The sequence below is a fragment of the Bradyrhizobium sp. CER78 genome (assembly GCF_029846235.1).
GTDB lineage: Bacteria > Pseudomonadota > Alphaproteobacteria > Rhizobiales > Xanthobacteraceae > Bradyrhizobium.
The window spans coordinates 186,215-201,537 of sequence record NZ_JARVWP010000010.1; the positions used below are offsets into that span (position 1 = coordinate 186,215).

At 61.5% G+C, this 15,323-nt stretch carries 16 protein-coding genes; 12 read left to right on the forward strand and 4 right to left on the reverse strand.

What is annotated here, in order from left to right:
• Positions 1 to 129: 129 nt before the first annotated feature.
• The 6 genes from QDT69_RS22720 to QDT69_RS22745 all read left to right on the forward strand — a co-directional run bounded on the left by QDT69_RS22720 (position 130) and on the right by QDT69_RS22745 (position 5,900).
• Positions 130 to 1,212, forward strand: coding sequence for an ABC transporter substrate-binding protein (locus QDT69_RS22720; protein WP_279708700.1), 1,083 nt, complete (start codon positions 130 to 132; stop codon positions 1,210 to 1,212).
• Positions 1,209 to 2,045, forward strand: coding sequence for an ABC transporter ATP-binding protein (locus tag QDT69_RS22725; RefSeq protein ID WP_279708701.1), 837 nt, complete (start codon positions 1,209 to 1,211; stop codon positions 2,043 to 2,045). The genes QDT69_RS22720 and QDT69_RS22725 overlap by 4 nt, the downstream gene beginning before the upstream one ends.
• Positions 2,042 to 2,899, forward strand: a complete 858-nt coding sequence (locus QDT69_RS22730) for an ABC transporter permease (RefSeq protein ID WP_279708702.1) — start codon at positions 2,042 to 2,044, stop codon at positions 2,897 to 2,899. Before QDT69_RS22725 ends, QDT69_RS22730 begins: the two co-directional genes overlap by 4 nt.
• Positions 2,889 to 3,668, forward strand: a complete 780-nt coding sequence (locus QDT69_RS22735; RefSeq protein WP_279708703.1) for an ABC transporter permease — start codon at positions 2,889 to 2,891, stop codon at positions 3,666 to 3,668. Before QDT69_RS22730 ends, QDT69_RS22735 begins: the two co-directional genes overlap by 11 nt.
• Before the next feature lie 228 nt (positions 3,669 to 3,896).
• Positions 3,897 to 5,000, forward strand: coding sequence for an ABC transporter substrate-binding protein (locus tag QDT69_RS22740; protein WP_279708704.1), 1,104 nt, complete (start codon positions 3,897 to 3,899; stop codon positions 4,998 to 5,000).
• A 24-nt stretch (positions 5,001 to 5,024) separates the two neighbouring features.
• A complete protein-coding gene (locus QDT69_RS22745) occupies positions 5,025 to 5,900 on the forward strand; it encodes a nitroreductase family protein (RefSeq protein ID WP_279708705.1) in 876 nt (291 codons plus the stop codon).
• Positions 5,901 to 5,945: 45 nt separating this feature from the next.
• Here the strand turns inward: QDT69_RS22745 and QDT69_RS22750 are convergent, their stop codons facing one another.
• The 3 genes from QDT69_RS22750 to QDT69_RS22760 are packed head-to-tail and all read right to left on the reverse strand — an operon-like array spanning position 5,946 to position 8,818.
• Positions 5,946 to 6,770: an ABC transporter permease gene (locus QDT69_RS22750; RefSeq protein ID WP_279708706.1), complete on the reverse strand. Its 825-nt coding sequence runs from the start codon at positions 6,768 to 6,770 to the stop codon at positions 5,946 to 5,948.
• Complete coding sequence (locus QDT69_RS22755; protein ID WP_279708707.1) at positions 6,763 to 7,578, reverse strand: ABC transporter ATP-binding protein; 816 nt, start codon at positions 7,576 to 7,578, stop codon at positions 6,763 to 6,765. Before QDT69_RS22755 ends, QDT69_RS22750 begins: the two co-directional genes overlap by 8 nt.
• Before the next feature lies 1 nt (position 7,579).
• A complete protein-coding gene (locus QDT69_RS22760) occupies positions 7,580 to 8,818 on the reverse strand; it encodes an ABC transporter substrate-binding protein (RefSeq protein WP_279708708.1) in 1,239 nt (412 codons plus the stop codon).
• A 349-nt stretch (positions 8,819 to 9,167) separates the two neighbouring features.
• On the opposite strand from QDT69_RS22760, the gene QDT69_RS22765 reads away from it, so the two are divergent.
• The gene (locus tag QDT69_RS22765; RefSeq protein ID WP_279708709.1) at positions 9,168 to 9,911 is read left to right on the forward strand and encodes an XRE family transcriptional regulator; all 744 of its coding nucleotides are present in this window, start codon (positions 9,168 to 9,170) and stop codon (positions 9,909 to 9,911) included.
• A gap of 61 nt (positions 9,912 to 9,972) precedes the next feature.
• Here QDT69_RS22765 and QDT69_RS22770 read toward each other — a convergent pair whose 3' ends face one another.
• Positions 9,973 to 10,431 carry a hypothetical protein gene (locus QDT69_RS22770; RefSeq protein ID WP_279708710.1) on the reverse strand — a complete coding sequence of 153 codons (459 nt, stop codon included), beginning with the start codon at positions 10,429 to 10,431 and terminating at the stop codon, positions 9,973 to 9,975.
• Positions 10,432 to 10,773: 342 nt separating this feature from the next.
• Between QDT69_RS22770 and QDT69_RS22775 the strand changes: the two genes are divergently transcribed.
• The 5 genes from QDT69_RS22775 to QDT69_RS22795 all read left to right on the forward strand — a co-directional run bounded on the left by QDT69_RS22775 (position 10,774) and on the right by QDT69_RS22795 (position 15,046).
• Complete coding sequence (locus QDT69_RS22775) at positions 10,774 to 11,766, forward strand: NAD(P)-dependent oxidoreductase (RefSeq protein WP_279708711.1); 993 nt, start codon at positions 10,774 to 10,776, stop codon at positions 11,764 to 11,766.
• A 16-nt stretch (positions 11,767 to 11,782) separates the two neighbouring features.
• Positions 11,783 to 12,565 carry a class II aldolase/adducin family protein gene (locus tag QDT69_RS22780; RefSeq protein ID WP_279708712.1) on the forward strand — a complete coding sequence of 261 codons (783 nt, stop codon included), beginning with the start codon at positions 11,783 to 11,785 and terminating at the stop codon, positions 12,563 to 12,565.
• A 529-nt stretch (positions 12,566 to 13,094) separates the two neighbouring features.
• Positions 13,095 to 13,688, forward strand: a complete 594-nt coding sequence (locus QDT69_RS22785) for a carbonic anhydrase (protein ID WP_279708714.1) — start codon at positions 13,095 to 13,097, stop codon at positions 13,686 to 13,688.
• A 21-nt stretch (positions 13,689 to 13,709) separates the two neighbouring features.
• A complete protein-coding gene (locus QDT69_RS22790; protein WP_279708715.1) occupies positions 13,710 to 14,024 on the forward strand; it encodes a hypothetical protein in 315 nt (104 codons plus the stop codon).
• Positions 14,025 to 14,233: 209 nt separating this feature from the next.
• Complete coding sequence (locus QDT69_RS22795; protein WP_279708716.1) at positions 14,234 to 15,046, forward strand: CmcJ/NvfI family oxidoreductase; 813 nt, start codon at positions 14,234 to 14,236, stop codon at positions 15,044 to 15,046.
• The last annotated feature ends 277 nt before the right edge of the window (positions 15,047 to 15,323 follow it).

The following is a 15,323-nucleotide window of genomic DNA, read 5'->3' on the forward strand; positions in this document are numbered from 1 at the left end:
TCTGGGCAGAAGAGAAATGGCGCATTAAGCGTCAAGAATGAAAATCTGTGAGATTGCGCAGGGCGATGATGGATCGTCATACTCTGACGATAACGCCGGGCGGGTGATGGCGCGGCGAGGAATGTGTTGATGATCGCAAAACGCAAACTCTTCTGTCTCCTGCTTGCGGGGGCCGGTTTATTGTTCGATTTGAGGTTGGGGCTTGCCGCCGATACGCTCACGGTGCGGATCGGATTTGCTTCCGTCGGTGCCGACAATCGCCAGTTCTCCGGCGGCTCGTCCGCGGCGGTTGCCCATTCCGAGCATTATCTCGATCGGGAATTGCATGACCGGCCGGACGTGAAGGTCGAATGGTATTTCTTCAAGGGAGCGGGCCCCGCCGTTAATGAGGCCTTCGCCAACAACCAGCTCGACTTCGCAATCCAGGGCGATCTGCCTGAGATCATCGGCCGTGCAAACGGTCTGAAAACCAGGATATTGCTCGCATCCGGTGCCCATGCGCCGATCTATCTTGCGGTTCCATTCGGCTCGGCGATCCGAAAGGTCGCCGATCTCCGTGGCCGCAAGGTCTCTATTTTCCGCGGAACCAACAATCATCTCGCCGCCGTCAAGGTGTTGGCCGGCAACGGTCTCCAGGAACGGGATGTTCAGATCATCAACATGGATACGGCCACCACGAATGCAGCGCTGACGTCAAAGGATATCGATGCTGCGTTCGGCAACTTTCCGCTGGCCAGCCTTGCCGAGAGGAATATCGCGGAGATCATCTACACCACCAAGGGCGACAATCCGGCCTATGAACGGCATTCGACGCTGATCGGGCAGGACGCTTTCATCAAGGCGCATCCCGATATTACGCAGAAGATCGTCTCGGCGATCGTTCGTGCTGCGCGCTGGGCGTCGGACGAAGCCAACCGGGAGGCGTTCTTTGAGATATCGGCCCGAACAGGCTTCCCGGCGTCAGGATATCGCTATGACTTCTCCAACCAGGAACTGAAGTATCGCAATACCCCGATCATCGATGCATCGATCATCGAGAGCTATCGCGTGCAGGCCAAGCAGGCGAAGGAGTTCGGTCTGCTTCGCCGCGACGTCGACCTCAATGGCTGGTTCGACCGTTCATTCCTGGATGTTGCGCTCAAGGAGCAGGGTCTCGTCGGCTACTGGCAGGAATATGACGCGAGCGGAAGGCCGCAGGCGGCGGGACAATGAACGTCGCCGCGCAACTGCGGACAAGGGCATTCCCTGACCAGGGGCAGGGGCGGCTGGAGGTGCGCAACGTCTCCAAGTCGTTTGTCGTGAATGGCGCGCCCGTCGAGGCGCTGCGGGACGTGTCGCTCGACGTCGCGGCCGGCGAGTTCGTCGTCCTCCTGGGGCCGAGCGGCTGCGGGAAGTCGACGCTGTTGCGGCTGATCGCCGGGCTCGAGCCGGAATTCCGTGGCAGCATCAGCCAGGATGGCGATGCGATCGCGGGGACGAGCCTGGATCGCGGCATCGTCTTCCAGGAGCCGCGACTGTTCCCGTGGGCGACGGTTTCCCAAAACGTCGCCCTCGGCCTCAAGAATGCACCGCTCAGCGAGCGGGCCAAGCGGGAGGCCGTTGCCGCGCATATCGCGTTGGTCGGACTAGATGGATTCGCGCAAGCATATCCGCACCAGCTCTCGGGTGGCATGGCCCAGCGCGCGGCGATTGCACGCGGCCTCGTCAATCGCCCCCGGCTCCTGCTGCTCGATGAACCCTTTGGTGCGCTCGACGCGCTGACGCGGGCGCGGCTCCAGGTCGAGCTACAGCGAATCTGGGCGCACGAGAGGATCACGATGGTCCTGGTCACTCACGATGTCGACGAAGCTGTGCTTCTCGGTGACCGTGTCATCGTGCTCGCACCTCGGCCCGGTCGCGTGTCGCGAATCTTCGCGATTTCCGCGCCAAGGCCGAGGTCGCGAACCGATGATGATCTGGTCCGAATTCGCAATGATATACTGCGCGCGCTCGGCGATGGTGAAGAGGACGGCTCCGGGGGTACGCCGATCGGCGGTCCGGCATGAGTGATGCAGCTCTTCACACCACACTTGAGCCTCGGACCACCGCGGTGGCGGGTTTTCGACGTATCTCCGGTCGCGTCATTGTAGCGGTGCTTCGTCAGCTCACGAAGCTTGGCTGGTTGCTCATCCTACCGGCCATCACCCTCCCGATCTGGATCGTCGGCACCGACCGTGGCTGGCTTCCGGAGCAGATCCTGCCGTGCCCCGGCGATGTGTTGCACACGTTGCGGGACATGATCGCAAGCGGCGAGCTTGCCCAGCATGCGGGCTATAGTTTACGGCGCGTCGCGTTGGGCTTCGCGATCGGTGCGGCTGCTGGCCTGGTCGTCGGCTCCGCCATGGGGCTGTCGCGGCGCGTAGACGATTATGTCCGTCCGCTGTTCACGGCGATCGCCCAGGTGCCGGCGCTGGCCTGGATTCCACTCGCGATGCTGCTGCTCGGCATCGGGGAGGGGCTCAAGATCGTCGTGATCGCGAAGGCGGCATTTGTGCCAGTGGTCATGAACACCAGCGCGGGCATTGCGAACGTGCCGAGGGCGTTCGTCGAGGTGGGAGAAACATTCCGCTTCACGCCCCTGCAGATGCTGCGCCACGTCGTCCTCCCGGGAGCGATACCGCCGATCTTCACCGGCCTGCGCTACGGGTTGACCCACGCCTGGATCGCGCTGGTCAGCGTCGAACTGCTGGCCTCGTCGGAGGGGCTCGGCTACCTCCTGGTCTGGGGCCGTCAGATGTTCTGGCTCGATACCGTGCTGGTCGCCATGATCGTGATCGGCGTGATCGGTTTTTTGAGCGACAGGGTCCTCGCCGTTGTCGAAACCCGTCTGCAACGTTGGCGGATTGACGGTGTCCGGTAGCGCCGCTCTCGGATCACTCGGCCGCGGGCTGGTCTTGCCGGTCGGCCTTCTGCTGACCTGGGAGGTCGCCAGCCATTCGGGCCTGGTCAACCGCCAATTCCTGCCCCCGCTCGAGCATGTGGGCGCCACCGCCTGGCGGGAGTTGGCGAGCGGCGAGCTCCTTGAAGCGCTTGCCGCCAGCCTGCGCCGTGATCTCCTCGGATTTGTGTTCGGCTCCGGCGCCGGGGTGTTGATCGGGCTGTTGCTCGGCCTCTCCACAATCGCGGACCGCGTCGTCATGACCTGGTTCAATGGGCTGAAGCAGATCGCGCTCCTGGCGTGGATTCCCCTGATCTCGCTCTGGTTCGGATTCGACGAGATGGCGAAGATCGTCTTCATCGGGCTCGCGGCGGCGATCCCCGTCATTCTCAACCTGGTCGAGGGTATTCACGCGACATCCCGCAAGCTCGTCGAAGTGGGTGATGTGTTTCGCTTCAACCGCGTGCAATTCATCCTTTTCGTTTATCTTCCAGCGGCGATGCCGTCGCTGCTGACCGGGCTGCATCTTGCGTTGATCTATGCGTGGCTCGCGACGATCGGTGCCGAATACTTCATGGCTGCGGGCCCCGGCATCGGCGGCCTCATTATTGCCGGCCGCGAACGCTTCGAGATGGATCTCGTGATGCTCGGAATTCTCGTCGTTGGCTCGGTTGGATTTCTGGTCGACCGTGGCGCGAGTTGGCTGGAGCAGCGGTTGATACCTTGGCGAGCTGCGTCGGCACAGGTCTAAACGACACAAGCCACATCTGCCCACTTCAGGAGAGCTATTCCGCAGCTTGCCGCGCCGCGACAAGAACTCTCTATCTTTGTCGCCAACTTTGCGATCGACGCATCCGGTCGCCCGACCTAGCATTTTGAACAACGCATCGCGCCGTATGGGCACTTCGTCGATTGGGGCGGTTGCTTGTCCCGGCTACCAGCCGGAAATGTGTCGAACGTGAAGCAGCGGAAGATGTCCATGACGACAAACCAACAAGAACCGTTCTTACCGTCGCGGCGGACTCTTCTCGGACTGGCCGGTCTCGTAGGGCTTGCAGCGCCACTCGGTGCCATGCAGGCCGCGCGTGCCCTTCCGGCGTTGAGTCTCGGCCCGGCTGCTGATCCCCTGAGCAAAGCGCCGATCTGTCGGGTAGCGAATTCCGACGAGGCCCCGAAGGGGTCGGCTCGTCACATCCGCTTTGCTTATAACGGCACGGGTATCTGCACGGCGGCGGTGCCCGTCGCCCTGCACCGAGGCTATTTCGCGCGCCACAATCTCGATGTGGAATTCTTGCAGCTCGCAGGCAGCACCGACCAGATGTTGCAGTCGCTGGCGACCGACAAGGCGGATGCCGGCTCGAGCATGCTGCTCAACTGGCTGAAGCCGCTGGAGCAAGGCATCGACGTCAAGCTGACCACCGGCCTGCACGGCGGTTGCACCCGGCTGTTCGTGCGCAACGAGTCCGGATTCAAGGATATCACCGATCTCAAGGGCAAGACGATCGGCGTCTCCAGCATTTCCGGGCCTCCGCGAAACTTCTTCGCCATCCTGCTGTCGGACAACGGGCTCGATCCGCAGAGCGATGTACAGTGGCGTGAATTTCCGGCCGATCTGCAGCTCACAGCCCTGCAACGCGGCGAGATACAGGCGATCGCCGACTCCGACCCGAATGCATGGTTGACGGAGCGGCGCGCCAATGGCGATCTCGTCGAGATCGCATCAAATCTGAGCGGGGATTACGCCAACCTGTCGTGCTGCACGCTCGGCGTGCGGAGTTCGCTCTGGGCGTCGGATCCCGCCGCGGTGAAGGCGCTGACCCTCGCCGTTCGCGAAGCTGCGCACCACGTTGCCGAACATCCCGATGACGCTGCCGAGATATTTTCCAAATACACCCCGAAGGTGGCAGTCGCCGACCTGGCGACGATGCTGCGCAGCCACACGCACGGCCATCATCCGGCAGGTGCAGACCTGCGTCGCGAGGTCGTGAAGATCACGAGCGATCTGAAACGTGCCACGATCATCAAGTCGAGTACGGACCCGGCCAAGCTTGCCAATCGCGTCGTGGTCGACGTTGACGCCTAGGCAATTTCCCGGAGGATCGCGTTGATGAGCAACACGAGTAGCAAGGCCGCCCCGACTGTCGTGACTGGCCCGCCAGAGATCGATGGTATTGCTTCGGCGGCGTTGCAATCGCGCTACGGCAAGGATTTGCCTCTGATCGGCGAGGCCTGGAACGGGGTGCTGGGCAATCTTCTTGCACACTGCTCGGTGCGAGCCTACCGGCCGGACCCCGTGCCGCGAGGTACGGTAGAGACGCTCGTGGCAGCCGCGCAGTCGGCTGCGTCGTCCTCCAACTTGCAAACCTGGAGTGTCGTGGCGGTCGAGGATGCGGCGCGCAAGGCGCGCCTCGCCGAGTTAGCCGGCGGGCAGAAGCACATCGTCGAGGCACCGCTCTTCCTGGTTTGGCTGGCGGATTTGTCGCGGGCCGAGCGTCTGGCAAGGAGTGCGAACCATCCCAAGGATGGACTGCCCTTCCTCGAGACGTTCGTCGTGGCAGTGGTCGACGCGGCATTGGCCGCCCAGAACGCGGTCGTTGCCGCGGAGGCGCTTGGTCTCGGATCGGTCTATATCGGCGCGCTCCGCAACAAGCCGCAGGCCGTGGCCGACGAACTGCGACTGCCGCCGCAGGCCGCGGCGGTGTTCGGCCTTTGTATTGGCTATCCTGATCCGACGCGGCCCGCCCGGGTCAAGCCGCGCCTGCGCCAGGACGTCGTCATCCATCGCGAGCGCTACACGACGGCTGACGATGATGCCGGAATCGCCGCCTATGACGCCACCTTGCGCGATTTCCAGAACGCCGAGGGATTGCCCGCGACCGGGTGGACCCAAACCGTGCTCAACCGGCTTGGATCGGTCCGGTCGCTGAATGGGCGGGACCGCCTCGTCGAGGAACTGCGAGGGTTAGGCTTTCCACTCAAATAGGGTGCAAGTGGCGCTTGCGACCTCGAGCGCGATGAGGGGCGTGCTCTAGGTTCGCTCCTGTCCCCAGCGTTGGACCGTAATCCGGGTGAGGCTTCGAAACACCACGCTCTCCACGAGGAGGCCGATCAGGATGACCGTGAGCAGTCCGGCGAAGACGCTGGCAGTCTCCAGTTGAGCGCGGCTGGTGTAGATGAACCAGCCAATTCCGCCGGACCGCGCGCTGACGCCAAACACCAGCTCGGCTGCAATCAACGTGCGCCACGCGAACGCCCAGCCGATCCGCAAGCCCGACAAGATCTGGGGAAATGCCGCCGGTACCAAAATCTCGGCAACGAAACGGCCGCCCGACAAGCCGAGGTTACGGCCAGCCATCAGCAGCGTTGGTGGGATGGCGCGAAAGCCCGCATGGCAGGCCAGCGCAACCGGCCACAGGACCGAGTGGACAATCACGAAAACGAGGCTCGGCGTTCCAACGCCGAACCACAGCAGCGCAATTGGAAGCAGCGCGATCGCCGGCAGCGGATTGAACATCGAAGTCAGCAGGCCAAGAGCTTCATTGCCCCAGCGCGACAAGGTCGCCAGTGCCGTAAACACCGCGGCGACGCCGACGCCCAGCGCATAGCCTGTGACCAGAACGCGCAAAGAGGTCAGCGTCCGATTTGGCAACTCGCCCGACAGGATCGCCGACCACAGCGCTGACAGCGTCGCCCCCAGGGTCGGGAGCAGCAGCGCATTGTCGAGCCAGCGCGCATAGAGCTCCCAGGCGAGCGCAAAAGCAGCAAGAATCACAAGACGCCGCCAGGGCGTTTGCTCGAACACACGGCGCAGCGCCGGTGCCTCAGAAAGTTTCGGAGCTGTAATGTCAGCCATGATCAAGTTCCGGATCGGCAAAGACGGCTTGTTGGATCTTTTGCTCCAACTCAGCGAAAGCCGTCGTGCCGCGCGTGCGGCTTCCCGGCGGGACGTCAAATGTCGCGGCCAGTCGCCCCGGATGAGGCGTCAGTGCGAGGATGCTGGTCCCGACCCGGATCGCCTCGTCGATGCCATGTGTCACAAACAATGCCGTACTGCCGGTCTCTTCGCATAGCTTGAGCAACTCGTCCTGCATCTGACGTCGCGTCAGGGCATCCAGCGCGGCGAAAGGTTCGTCCATCAGCAGCAGCGCCGGCTCCAGTGCGAAGGCGCGCGCGATTGCGACGCGCTGCTTCATTCCGCCCGACAAGGTGTGAGGAAAGGCATCGACGAAGTTCTTCAGCCCGACCCGCTCGAGCCAACCGCGAGCCACAGCTTCCGCCTCCCGGCGGGAAAGTGATCTGCCCCGCTCCAAAGCATAACGCACATTACCCAGCACGGTGCGCCAAGGCAGCAACTGGTCGAATTCCTGGAACACCGTCATCCGGTCTGGGCCGGGGGCTCCGATCGGTTGCTCATTCATCCGAATCTCTCCAGTGCTCGGCTTGAGAAAGCCGCCGACCGCTCGGAGCAGCGTGGACTTGCCGCAGCCGGACGGACCCAGCAGAACAAGCCGCTCGCCTGCCGAAAGAGCGAGGCTGACATCCTCGACCGCAGTCAAGATGCCGTCGCGCGTCGGATAGCTGATGCTGACGCGGTCCAGTGTGAGCAGCGACGGAGACGCGGCATCGCCGGCGAGGTCGACCAGTCGGGGAGCGACGTTCATGTCAGCTTCCCGATTTGTCCCCGAGCCCGGACCAGAACAAGTCCCGCCACGACGCCGGCGCCTGCTTGATCAGGCCGACTTTGGCCTCGAAATCCGCGAACTTCTGGGCGCCTTCCGGGGCGGTTGTAAAGTTGACGTTCTTGTCGCGGATGATGCTCTCGACGAAGTCGGGAGCGAGCTTCGAGCCCTCGGCCTTGATGTAGAGCGCGGCCGCGTCCTTCGGATTGGCCCTGATCCATTCGTTGGCGCGATCGAGACCGCGGACGAAAGCCTGGATCGTCTTCGGATTGTCGTTGACGAACTTCGTGGTCGAGTAAACCACGTTGAAGGTGTGCGGACCGCCGAGAACATCGTAGCTGTTGAGAACTTGATGCACCTTGCCGCTCGCCAGTTGCTGCTGCGAGAACGGCGGTGAAGTGAAGTGCGCCGTGATTTCGGAATGTCCCGACAGGATTTGGGCGGTGGCGTCCGGATGCGGCATGCTCACGGTGAGTTCGTCGAGCTTGTCGTATTTGCCGAAAGCCTTGTCGGCCGCCATCTGGAGGACGATCGGCTGGAAGCCGACCTTGACCGATGGAAGGGCGATCCGATCCTTCTCGGTGAAATCCGCAATCGTCTTGATGCCCGGATTGTTGCTCGTCAGGATATTGGCCATCGACCCCAGCGCCGCCACGCCGATAATCTTGGCGGTTGTCCGCGTCTTGTCCCAGGTCAGGATCATCGGCGTGATACCCGCCGTCGCGAAATCAAGCCCACCCGAAATAAGCGCCTCGTTCATCGCCGCCGCCCCGGACAGCCGAAGCCATTCGATCTTCGGCGGCGCGATGCCGAGCGCTTTCGCCTCCTGCTCGATCAGTCCCTTCTCGCTGGCGACAATGAGCGGAAGGTAGGCAATCCCGAATTGCTGCGCGATGCGAAGTTGATCGGTTTCCGCGCGGACGCCGTTGGCGCCGCTTGCGAGCGCGATCAACGCGAGGGCGGCAGCACGTAAAAGCATCGATGTATTCATTCTGTTGTCTTCTGAGTTTCCGTTGGCCCAAGCGGCACGTCGCGCTTTTGCAGGCCCTTTTGGCCACACTTCAGGAAATGCTGCAATTGGTCCAATGGATTGGACCAATTGCAGCACCTCCAGGATTTTTTCGTTGAGATGCCAACTGGCGAGATTGTTGTTCTCCAATTCGTCTGCGATGGAGAAATCGGTTCTTTGTGTGGGATGGCGCCCTTTGATGATGGTGTCCAAGTCGCGGGCGGGGTGGTGGGAGCGTCGCAATCAAAGCTCTTCTACCCAATCGACGTTCGCTGGCACAGTTGCCAGTCCGCGGGTTGCCGCGCGTTTCGAGCCGAAAGGAGCGACTGCTATTGGAAGCACAGACGTGAGAAGTCTTTGCTACCTGACCGAACTTTACAGAGCGCGTGTTGTTTTGTTCGACAGCCGCTTGTCGGGAGCCGGGGTCCAACTAGGATATCAAGGACGGCAATCGAACGCGGGCACAGCAGGTGACAGAAGCCTTGAATTCAGCGCGGATCATTGATCTGAACGCCTATCGATCAATGCGGCGGAGGCAGCAGCCAGCGACATCCGCCGGACAGTGGCAAAACGCCACCTTCAGTCCCTCCTTTGGCGCGATGCAGCTTTTCTGGCTCTGGCCGGCCTGGGTGTGGGTACCGATGGCGGTACCGGCGACATCCGCCGTGCACTGGGATGCTTTATGAGCGACGGTAACGTCGCTTCCTCATTAGACGCCAACCCGTCACCCGGCGCGGAACAGGATTTGCCTGCGGTCCTCGGACGCAATCTGCGACGGCTGCGAACGAGCCGCGGCCACTCGCTGGAGCGGTTGGCGAAGCAGTCCGGCGTCAGCCGTGCGATGCTTGGACAGATCGAGACCGGAAAGAGCGTTCCGACCATTGCGCTGCTGTGGAAGGTTGCGAACGCACTGCATGTTCCGTTCGCCAATCTGTTGCAGGCAGATGTTGCGCGAGGCCCGGTCGTGCTCCGCCAAAGTGATGCCAAGCTGCTCTCATCGAGCCAGGGACAGTTCACGTCTCGCGCATTGTTTCCGTTCGATGGCAGCCATCAGGTCGAATTCTACGAACTCAGAATAGGTCCGCTGCATCGTGAGAGCGCCGAAGCGCATGCGCCGGGCACCCGTGAAAACCTGTTCGTGGCGAAGGGCGTCGTGGAGATCGCCGCCGGCTCCGACAAGCCGCAGACATTGACGGAAGGCGACGCGATCGTCTTCGAGGCCGATGTTCCGCATGTCTACAAGAATCTGGTAGCCAGCGAGGCAGTGCTCTACCTCGTCATGACCTATGCCGACGACGCGATCTGAAACGAAAAGAGGGCCGGCAGTGCCGGCCCCCCGGGGAAGGCAGCGCGAGCCGGTCGATGTCTCAGGCCTTCATCGGCATGCACATCATCATCATGCCGCCGCAGCCCATCATCATGGGCATGCCCATCTGCATCATGTTCATCATGCTCTCGCAGCACTTCATGAACATGTCCTTCATTGCCGGATCCATTGGCATCATCTCGCAGGTCATGCCGGTGGGGGTCATGGTGCACTTCATCTGACAGGCCATCATCGGCATGCCCATCATGGGCATGTTCATCATCGGCATCATGCCGCCGGCCATTGAGGGGTTCATCATGCCACCCATCATCATCGGCATGGGCATCATCTGCATCGCGGTGTTCATCGTCGTTCTCCAAGGGTAGAGCAGGGCGTGCTCGATTTCGTCGCCGTCGTAGATAGAGTGCGGTGCGATATTGGAGAATAGGGAAAGTTTCATCTCATTCGCTTTCGTCTGAGAAAATGGAAGCGGAGCGAGATGCTGCGGCGAGACGTCCAATATAGCGGATTTCCATCCGACAAATTGGAGGTGCTCGGACTGAGCCGGATGCCGCGACGTGGTTGAAGCCATCCATGACTACGGCCTGATCTCTTCGAGAATGCTGTCGATTCGCCGCGAGGCTGCAGATGACGGCATGTGATGCTCTATCTCATCCCGGCGTGGTCGCCGAGCAGACGCCGTCCACGTTGCGTGCGATTGCTGACGAAACTCGGAGAGGCGATTTCATTTGCATCGTCTCGGCGCGTTACCCGGTTGTTGCAGAGCCTTAGGTATCTTTGAAAAGACTATCTTGCCGCCGGCGCCTAGCATGTCACGAGTTTGCAATCGTGAGTGCATGCCATGAACACGCCTCGTATCGACCGCGGTCGCGCGTCCACCGGCGTGCGATCGCCGATCATCATCAACCAGCTTGGAGCCGAAGTTCGCGCGTCGCTGATCGACCACTGGTCCCGCCCGCTGATCATTGACCATCCCGCCGAGCGTCCAGCCTGGGACATCGCACTGGAAGCCGACGTGTTGCTGACCCGTCCGGCCGCAGGCTGGAGCAAGGCGCCGGCGGAGAAACCGAGGGGGTGGCCATACGGCCTGCGCTGGATCCAGACCGCGTCGACGGGCGTCGACTTCTTTCCGGAATGGCTGCTCGATGGCCCGGTGGTTACGGTTGGGCGCGGCATCTCCGCCGACGCCATTTCTGAATATGTCCTGGCGGCAATCCTCGGCTTCGCCAAGCGGCTTCATGACGTGCGTCCACGCAGCCGCGAGGCGTGGAAGATCACTCCGCTCGGTTCGCTTGCCGGCAAGACGGTTGGGATCGCTGGATTTGGTGCGATCGGCCATGCCGTCGCCGAGCGGTTGAAGCCGTTCGGTGTTCAGATCAAGGTGTTGCGGCGCTCATCGTGGCAATATGCCGTTCCAGGTATCCTCCCGGTCGACAGTATCGAAGCGCTGGTGGCGGCCTCCGACCATCTCGTGATCGCACTGCCGGCAACGCCGAAGACGGTGCATTTGATCAACGCCGAGGTCCTGGCGCATGCGAAGGAATCGTTGCATCTGATCAACGTGGCGCGCGGCCGGATCATCGATCAGCAGGCCCTGCTGCGTGCGCTCGACAACGGGCAACTGGCGGGCGCCACGCTCGATGTCACGGATCCAGAGCCGCCGCCGGAGGGGGATCCGATCTACCTTCACCCGAAGGTCGTCCTGACCCCGCACGTGTCCTGGACCGGAGCAGACGATATCAAGCGGCTGACCGACAAAACGCTGGTCAACCTCGATGCCTACGCGCATGGCGCGCCGTTGGCCGACGTCTTTGACAAGAAACTCGGATACTAAGCAAGGAGCCCCGAGAATGAACCAGATCGTCGAGAAACCGAAGAAGTACTCCCTGGTCGAGCGCGTGCCGGCAGCTTCGTTCGAAGAGGAAAGGCTGCATCGCAAGCAGCGTCTCGCGGCAACCTTCCGGTTGTTTTCCCGCTATGGGTTCCATCAGGGTCTCGCCGGGCACGTGACTGTGCGTGACCCCGAGTTTTCGGACCGCTTCTGGATCAATCCGCTGTCAAAGCATTTCGGTCAGATCAAGGTCTCGGACCTCCAACTAGTGGATCATGAAGGAAATATCCTAATTGGCGACAAGCCGATCAACCAGGCGGGTTTCGTGATTCATTCGGCGATCCATGCCGCACATCCGGAGGTCATCGCGGCCGCTCATACGCACTCGACTTACGGCAAGGCATGGTCGGCGCTCGGCCGGTTGCTCGATCCGCTTACCCAGGACTCCTGCGCCTTCTACGAAGATCATGCGCTGTTCGATCCGTTCTCCGGCGTCGTATTGGAGGTGGAGGAAGGCCGGAAGATCGCGGAGGCGCTGGGATCCAGGAAGGCAGTGATCCTGCAGAACCACGGTCTGTTGACGGTCGGCCCCACGATCGAGGCGACGGCGTGGTGGTACATCGCGATGGATAACGCCGCTCGCGCGCAATTGCTCGCCGAAGCGGCCGGCACGCCGAAGCCAATCCCCCATGAAGTAGCGAAGCTGACGGCCGGTCAGGTCGGCACCCATAAGGGAGGCTATTTCAGCTTCCAGCCCCTATGGGACTGGATCACCGAGGCCGAGCCGGATCTCTTCAACTAGGGCGTACGGTTCACGCCGGGGGCGCCTGCGGCGAATTCGTCGTGGCGCCGGTCGGCGCGGAGGTTCTGATCGTCAAGGCGAGGGAGCAGCATTGGGCTCGCGACCGGAAATAGCCGCCAGAGAACAATCCCGGCTCGGCAGTGATCGACCGTGGACGGCAGCCGAAAAATACAAGCTTAGAGGCTTGGCAAAGGCGAATATGCCCGTCGAGAAGATCGCGCGAAGCTTGAACCGAAATGTCGCGTCGACAGTTGCGGCTGCAGCGAGGCTTGGCGCCACGTTGAGCGATTGACGCATGGGTTTCATCCCACGACCCAGCAATCGGCCCGACCTTGTTGGCCCGGTGGCTTCCACCAGCAGGCATGAGCTGCGCGATGACCGTATGGTTCTGACTTAAAGCGCTTCCATTCGCGACATGACTTCGTCGTGGCCCACAAGAACTTCGAAATTCCATTTCCTTGACGGGCAAGCCTCGCGCTGATTCCATCTGGCAGGTGACCGTGCTTTCATAACCGAAAGATGTCGCGCCATGTCGACGCCCAGCGCTACGTTTGAGGAAGTCATTTCGGCTAACGGCAAATACGCTGCCGAATTCGGTGACAAGGAAAGGCTCGCACTGCCGCCCGCGCGACGCTTTGCGATCCTGACCTGCATGGATGCGCGGCTTGATCCGGCAAAGTATGCTGGACTTGCCGAGGGCGATGCTCACGTGATCCGGAACGCGGGAGGACGCGCATCCGATGACGCGATCCGCTCGCTGGTGATCTCGCACAAGCTGCTCGGAATGAATGAATGGTTCGTCATCCATCATAGCGATTGCGGGATGCAATTGTTCACCAACGAGGTCATCAGCGACCTCCTGGCGGATGATCTGGGCACCGCGCAGTTCGATGGCAAGAAATGGTCGAATCCAAAACACGAAGGCGGTTCGGTCGCGGGCAAGTTCGTTCACTGGCATGCGTTCGAGGACAACTCCAGGAGTGTGATCGAGGATGTGCAGCGGATCAGAAGCCATCGCCTGGTGCCGAAGCAAATTCCGATCTACGGGCTTATCTACGACGTGAAGAACGGCCGCCTCAACGAGGTGGTCGAGGCGACGGCAGCCGGTCGGCCTGCCGTTTAGGCGCAGCGAATATCTGGTGCAATGCCTGTCACCCAACGCATTTTTGTCAGCGGTTTTCCGCGACATCTCGCGCCCGACCTCGGCGTGTTCGTCCTCGAGACGGAGGGGGCGCGAAGGCTGGCATTCGAGGCGGGGAGCCGTGAGGACGCGGAAGCAATGACGCGGGCAAACTGGTTCGCCTTGGCGCTTGGCAGCTTTTGCTCACGGCGACGTCGTGTGGAGAATGCCGAAAGCCGTTTGCGGGTCGCGACGGATCCGGAGATTACGATCTTTCGGCAGTGGGCCGCAGAGTTTGCCGGCGAGGCGGCCGACGTCTTCGTTGCCTGTCTTGATTGAGAGCGGCGAGATTTGCTTCGCGGGACGTCAAGCGCGCTCCGGCTGCAAAGAGAAGCAATTGCCCTCTGCGTGTCGAGTTTTGGTGCTTCACATGCGCGGACGAGAAATCTTTGGTGAATGGCGACGCTGACGTTCGTGCGCCGGGGCGATAGTATCGCAACCAGAAAGCTGTCGCGGTATCTCCCGCGAGCCAACGTGGAGTAGCGATCATGGCGCTCGACGGACCCATCTTTCCTCGCAATCTCACCGCGAAACTGCACTACCTCAAGCGCGGCGGTGAGAAGCCGACCTTTTACCGTATCGAGCCACCCCCTGGCGTACCGCAATGGAATGGTATCGACGATGAGCGTGAGGTGACGATCGAGGACGCGCGCGGACGCGAGTCGGAATTCTCGCTCGACCGCAATGGTTTCTCGCTGGTCAACGCGCCTACCGCCGTTGCCAATTTTTACGACTCGGAAGAAATCAAGCGCGTCTATTACCCGGAAGTTGAGCAATTGCTGCGCGACGCCGTCGGCGCCAGCCGCGTATACATCTTCGATCACAACGTGCGCAATGCGAGCGTTCCTGGTCTTGCGCCGCCATCGCGGCAGGTCCACAACGATCATACCGTCAACTCTGCGCCCCGGCGGGTCCGCGATCACCTCGGAGCTGAGGCGGACGAATTGCTGAAGCATCGATTTGGGATCGTCAATGTATGGCGTCCGCTGCGCGGTCCGGTATTGGATTCACCGCTGGCGCTGTGCGACGCGCGATCATTCACGGATGATGATCTGATTCCCAGCGATCTCGTTTACGCTCATGTTCGTGGCGAAACGTCTCGAGTGGAATACAAACCGAACCATCGCTGGTACTATTTTTCCGAGATGCAGACCGACGAGGCGCTATTGATCCGGATTCATGACAGCGCCAATGATGGTCGTGCGCGGCTATCGTTCCACACCTCGTTCGAAAATCCGCTCGCACCCGGCGCGCCGCCGCGTGAGAGCATAGAGGTTCGCGCCTTGGTCTTTTTTGGATAGCAGTCCGAGAAGGGATCTCGGCGGCGCAGGAAGCCGGCGTTACCTTCAAACGTAGGTTCGCGTCCATCGCCGAAATCCCTTCGAGCAAAGGCGAGTGGTATCCCGCCGGCACCGTACCTCTGACGCCCGAGCTCTGCGGGAATCGGTGTTCGTGTCAATGTCATACACTTTCAGTTTTCAATGAGAGCCCGGTTACGGACGGGCGGTGTGGACGAGTCCCGCAACGACCGAGGCAGACTTCGTCGTGGGAGCTGCGATTCGGAGATTTTCATTCCGA

Bases quoted from the DNA above. Each gene is read 5' to 3' on its own strand.
- QDT69_RS22720 (WP_279708700.1), top strand. From the start codon at position 130: ATGATCGCAAAACGCAAACTCTTCTGTCTCCTGCTTGCGGGGGCCGGT.
- QDT69_RS22725 (WP_279708701.1), top strand. From the start codon at position 1,209: ATGAACGTCGCCGCGCAACTGCGGACAAGGGCATTCCCTGACCAGGGG.
- QDT69_RS22730 (WP_279708702.1), top strand. From the start codon at position 2,042: ATGAGTGATGCAGCTCTTCACACCACACTTGAGCCTCGGACCACCGCG.
- QDT69_RS22740 (WP_279708704.1), top strand. From the start codon at position 3,897: ATGACGACAAACCAACAAGAACCGTTCTTACCGTCGCGGCGGACTCTT.
- QDT69_RS22745 (WP_279708705.1), top strand. From the start codon at position 5,025: ATGAGCAACACGAGTAGCAAGGCCGCCCCGACTGTCGTGACTGGCCCG.
- QDT69_RS22750 (WP_279708706.1), bottom strand. From the start codon at position 6,770: ATGGCTGACATTACAGCTCCGAAACTTTCTGAGGCACCGGCGCTGCGC.
- QDT69_RS22755 (WP_279708707.1), bottom strand. From the start codon at position 7,578: ATGAACGTCGCTCCCCGACTGGTCGACCTCGCCGGCGATGCCGCGTCT.
- QDT69_RS22775 (WP_279708711.1), top strand. From the start codon at position 10,774: ATGAACACGCCTCGTATCGACCGCGGTCGCGCGTCCACCGGCGTGCGA.
- QDT69_RS22780 (WP_279708712.1), top strand. From the start codon at position 11,783: ATGAACCAGATCGTCGAGAAACCGAAGAAGTACTCCCTGGTCGAGCGC.
- QDT69_RS22785 (WP_279708714.1), top strand. From the start codon at position 13,095: ATGTCGACGCCCAGCGCTACGTTTGAGGAAGTCATTTCGGCTAACGGC.
- QDT69_RS22790 (WP_279708715.1), top strand. From the start codon at position 13,710: ATGCCTGTCACCCAACGCATTTTTGTCAGCGGTTTTCCGCGACATCTC.
- QDT69_RS22795 (WP_279708716.1), top strand. From the start codon at position 14,234: ATGGCGCTCGACGGACCCATCTTTCCTCGCAATCTCACCGCGAAACTG.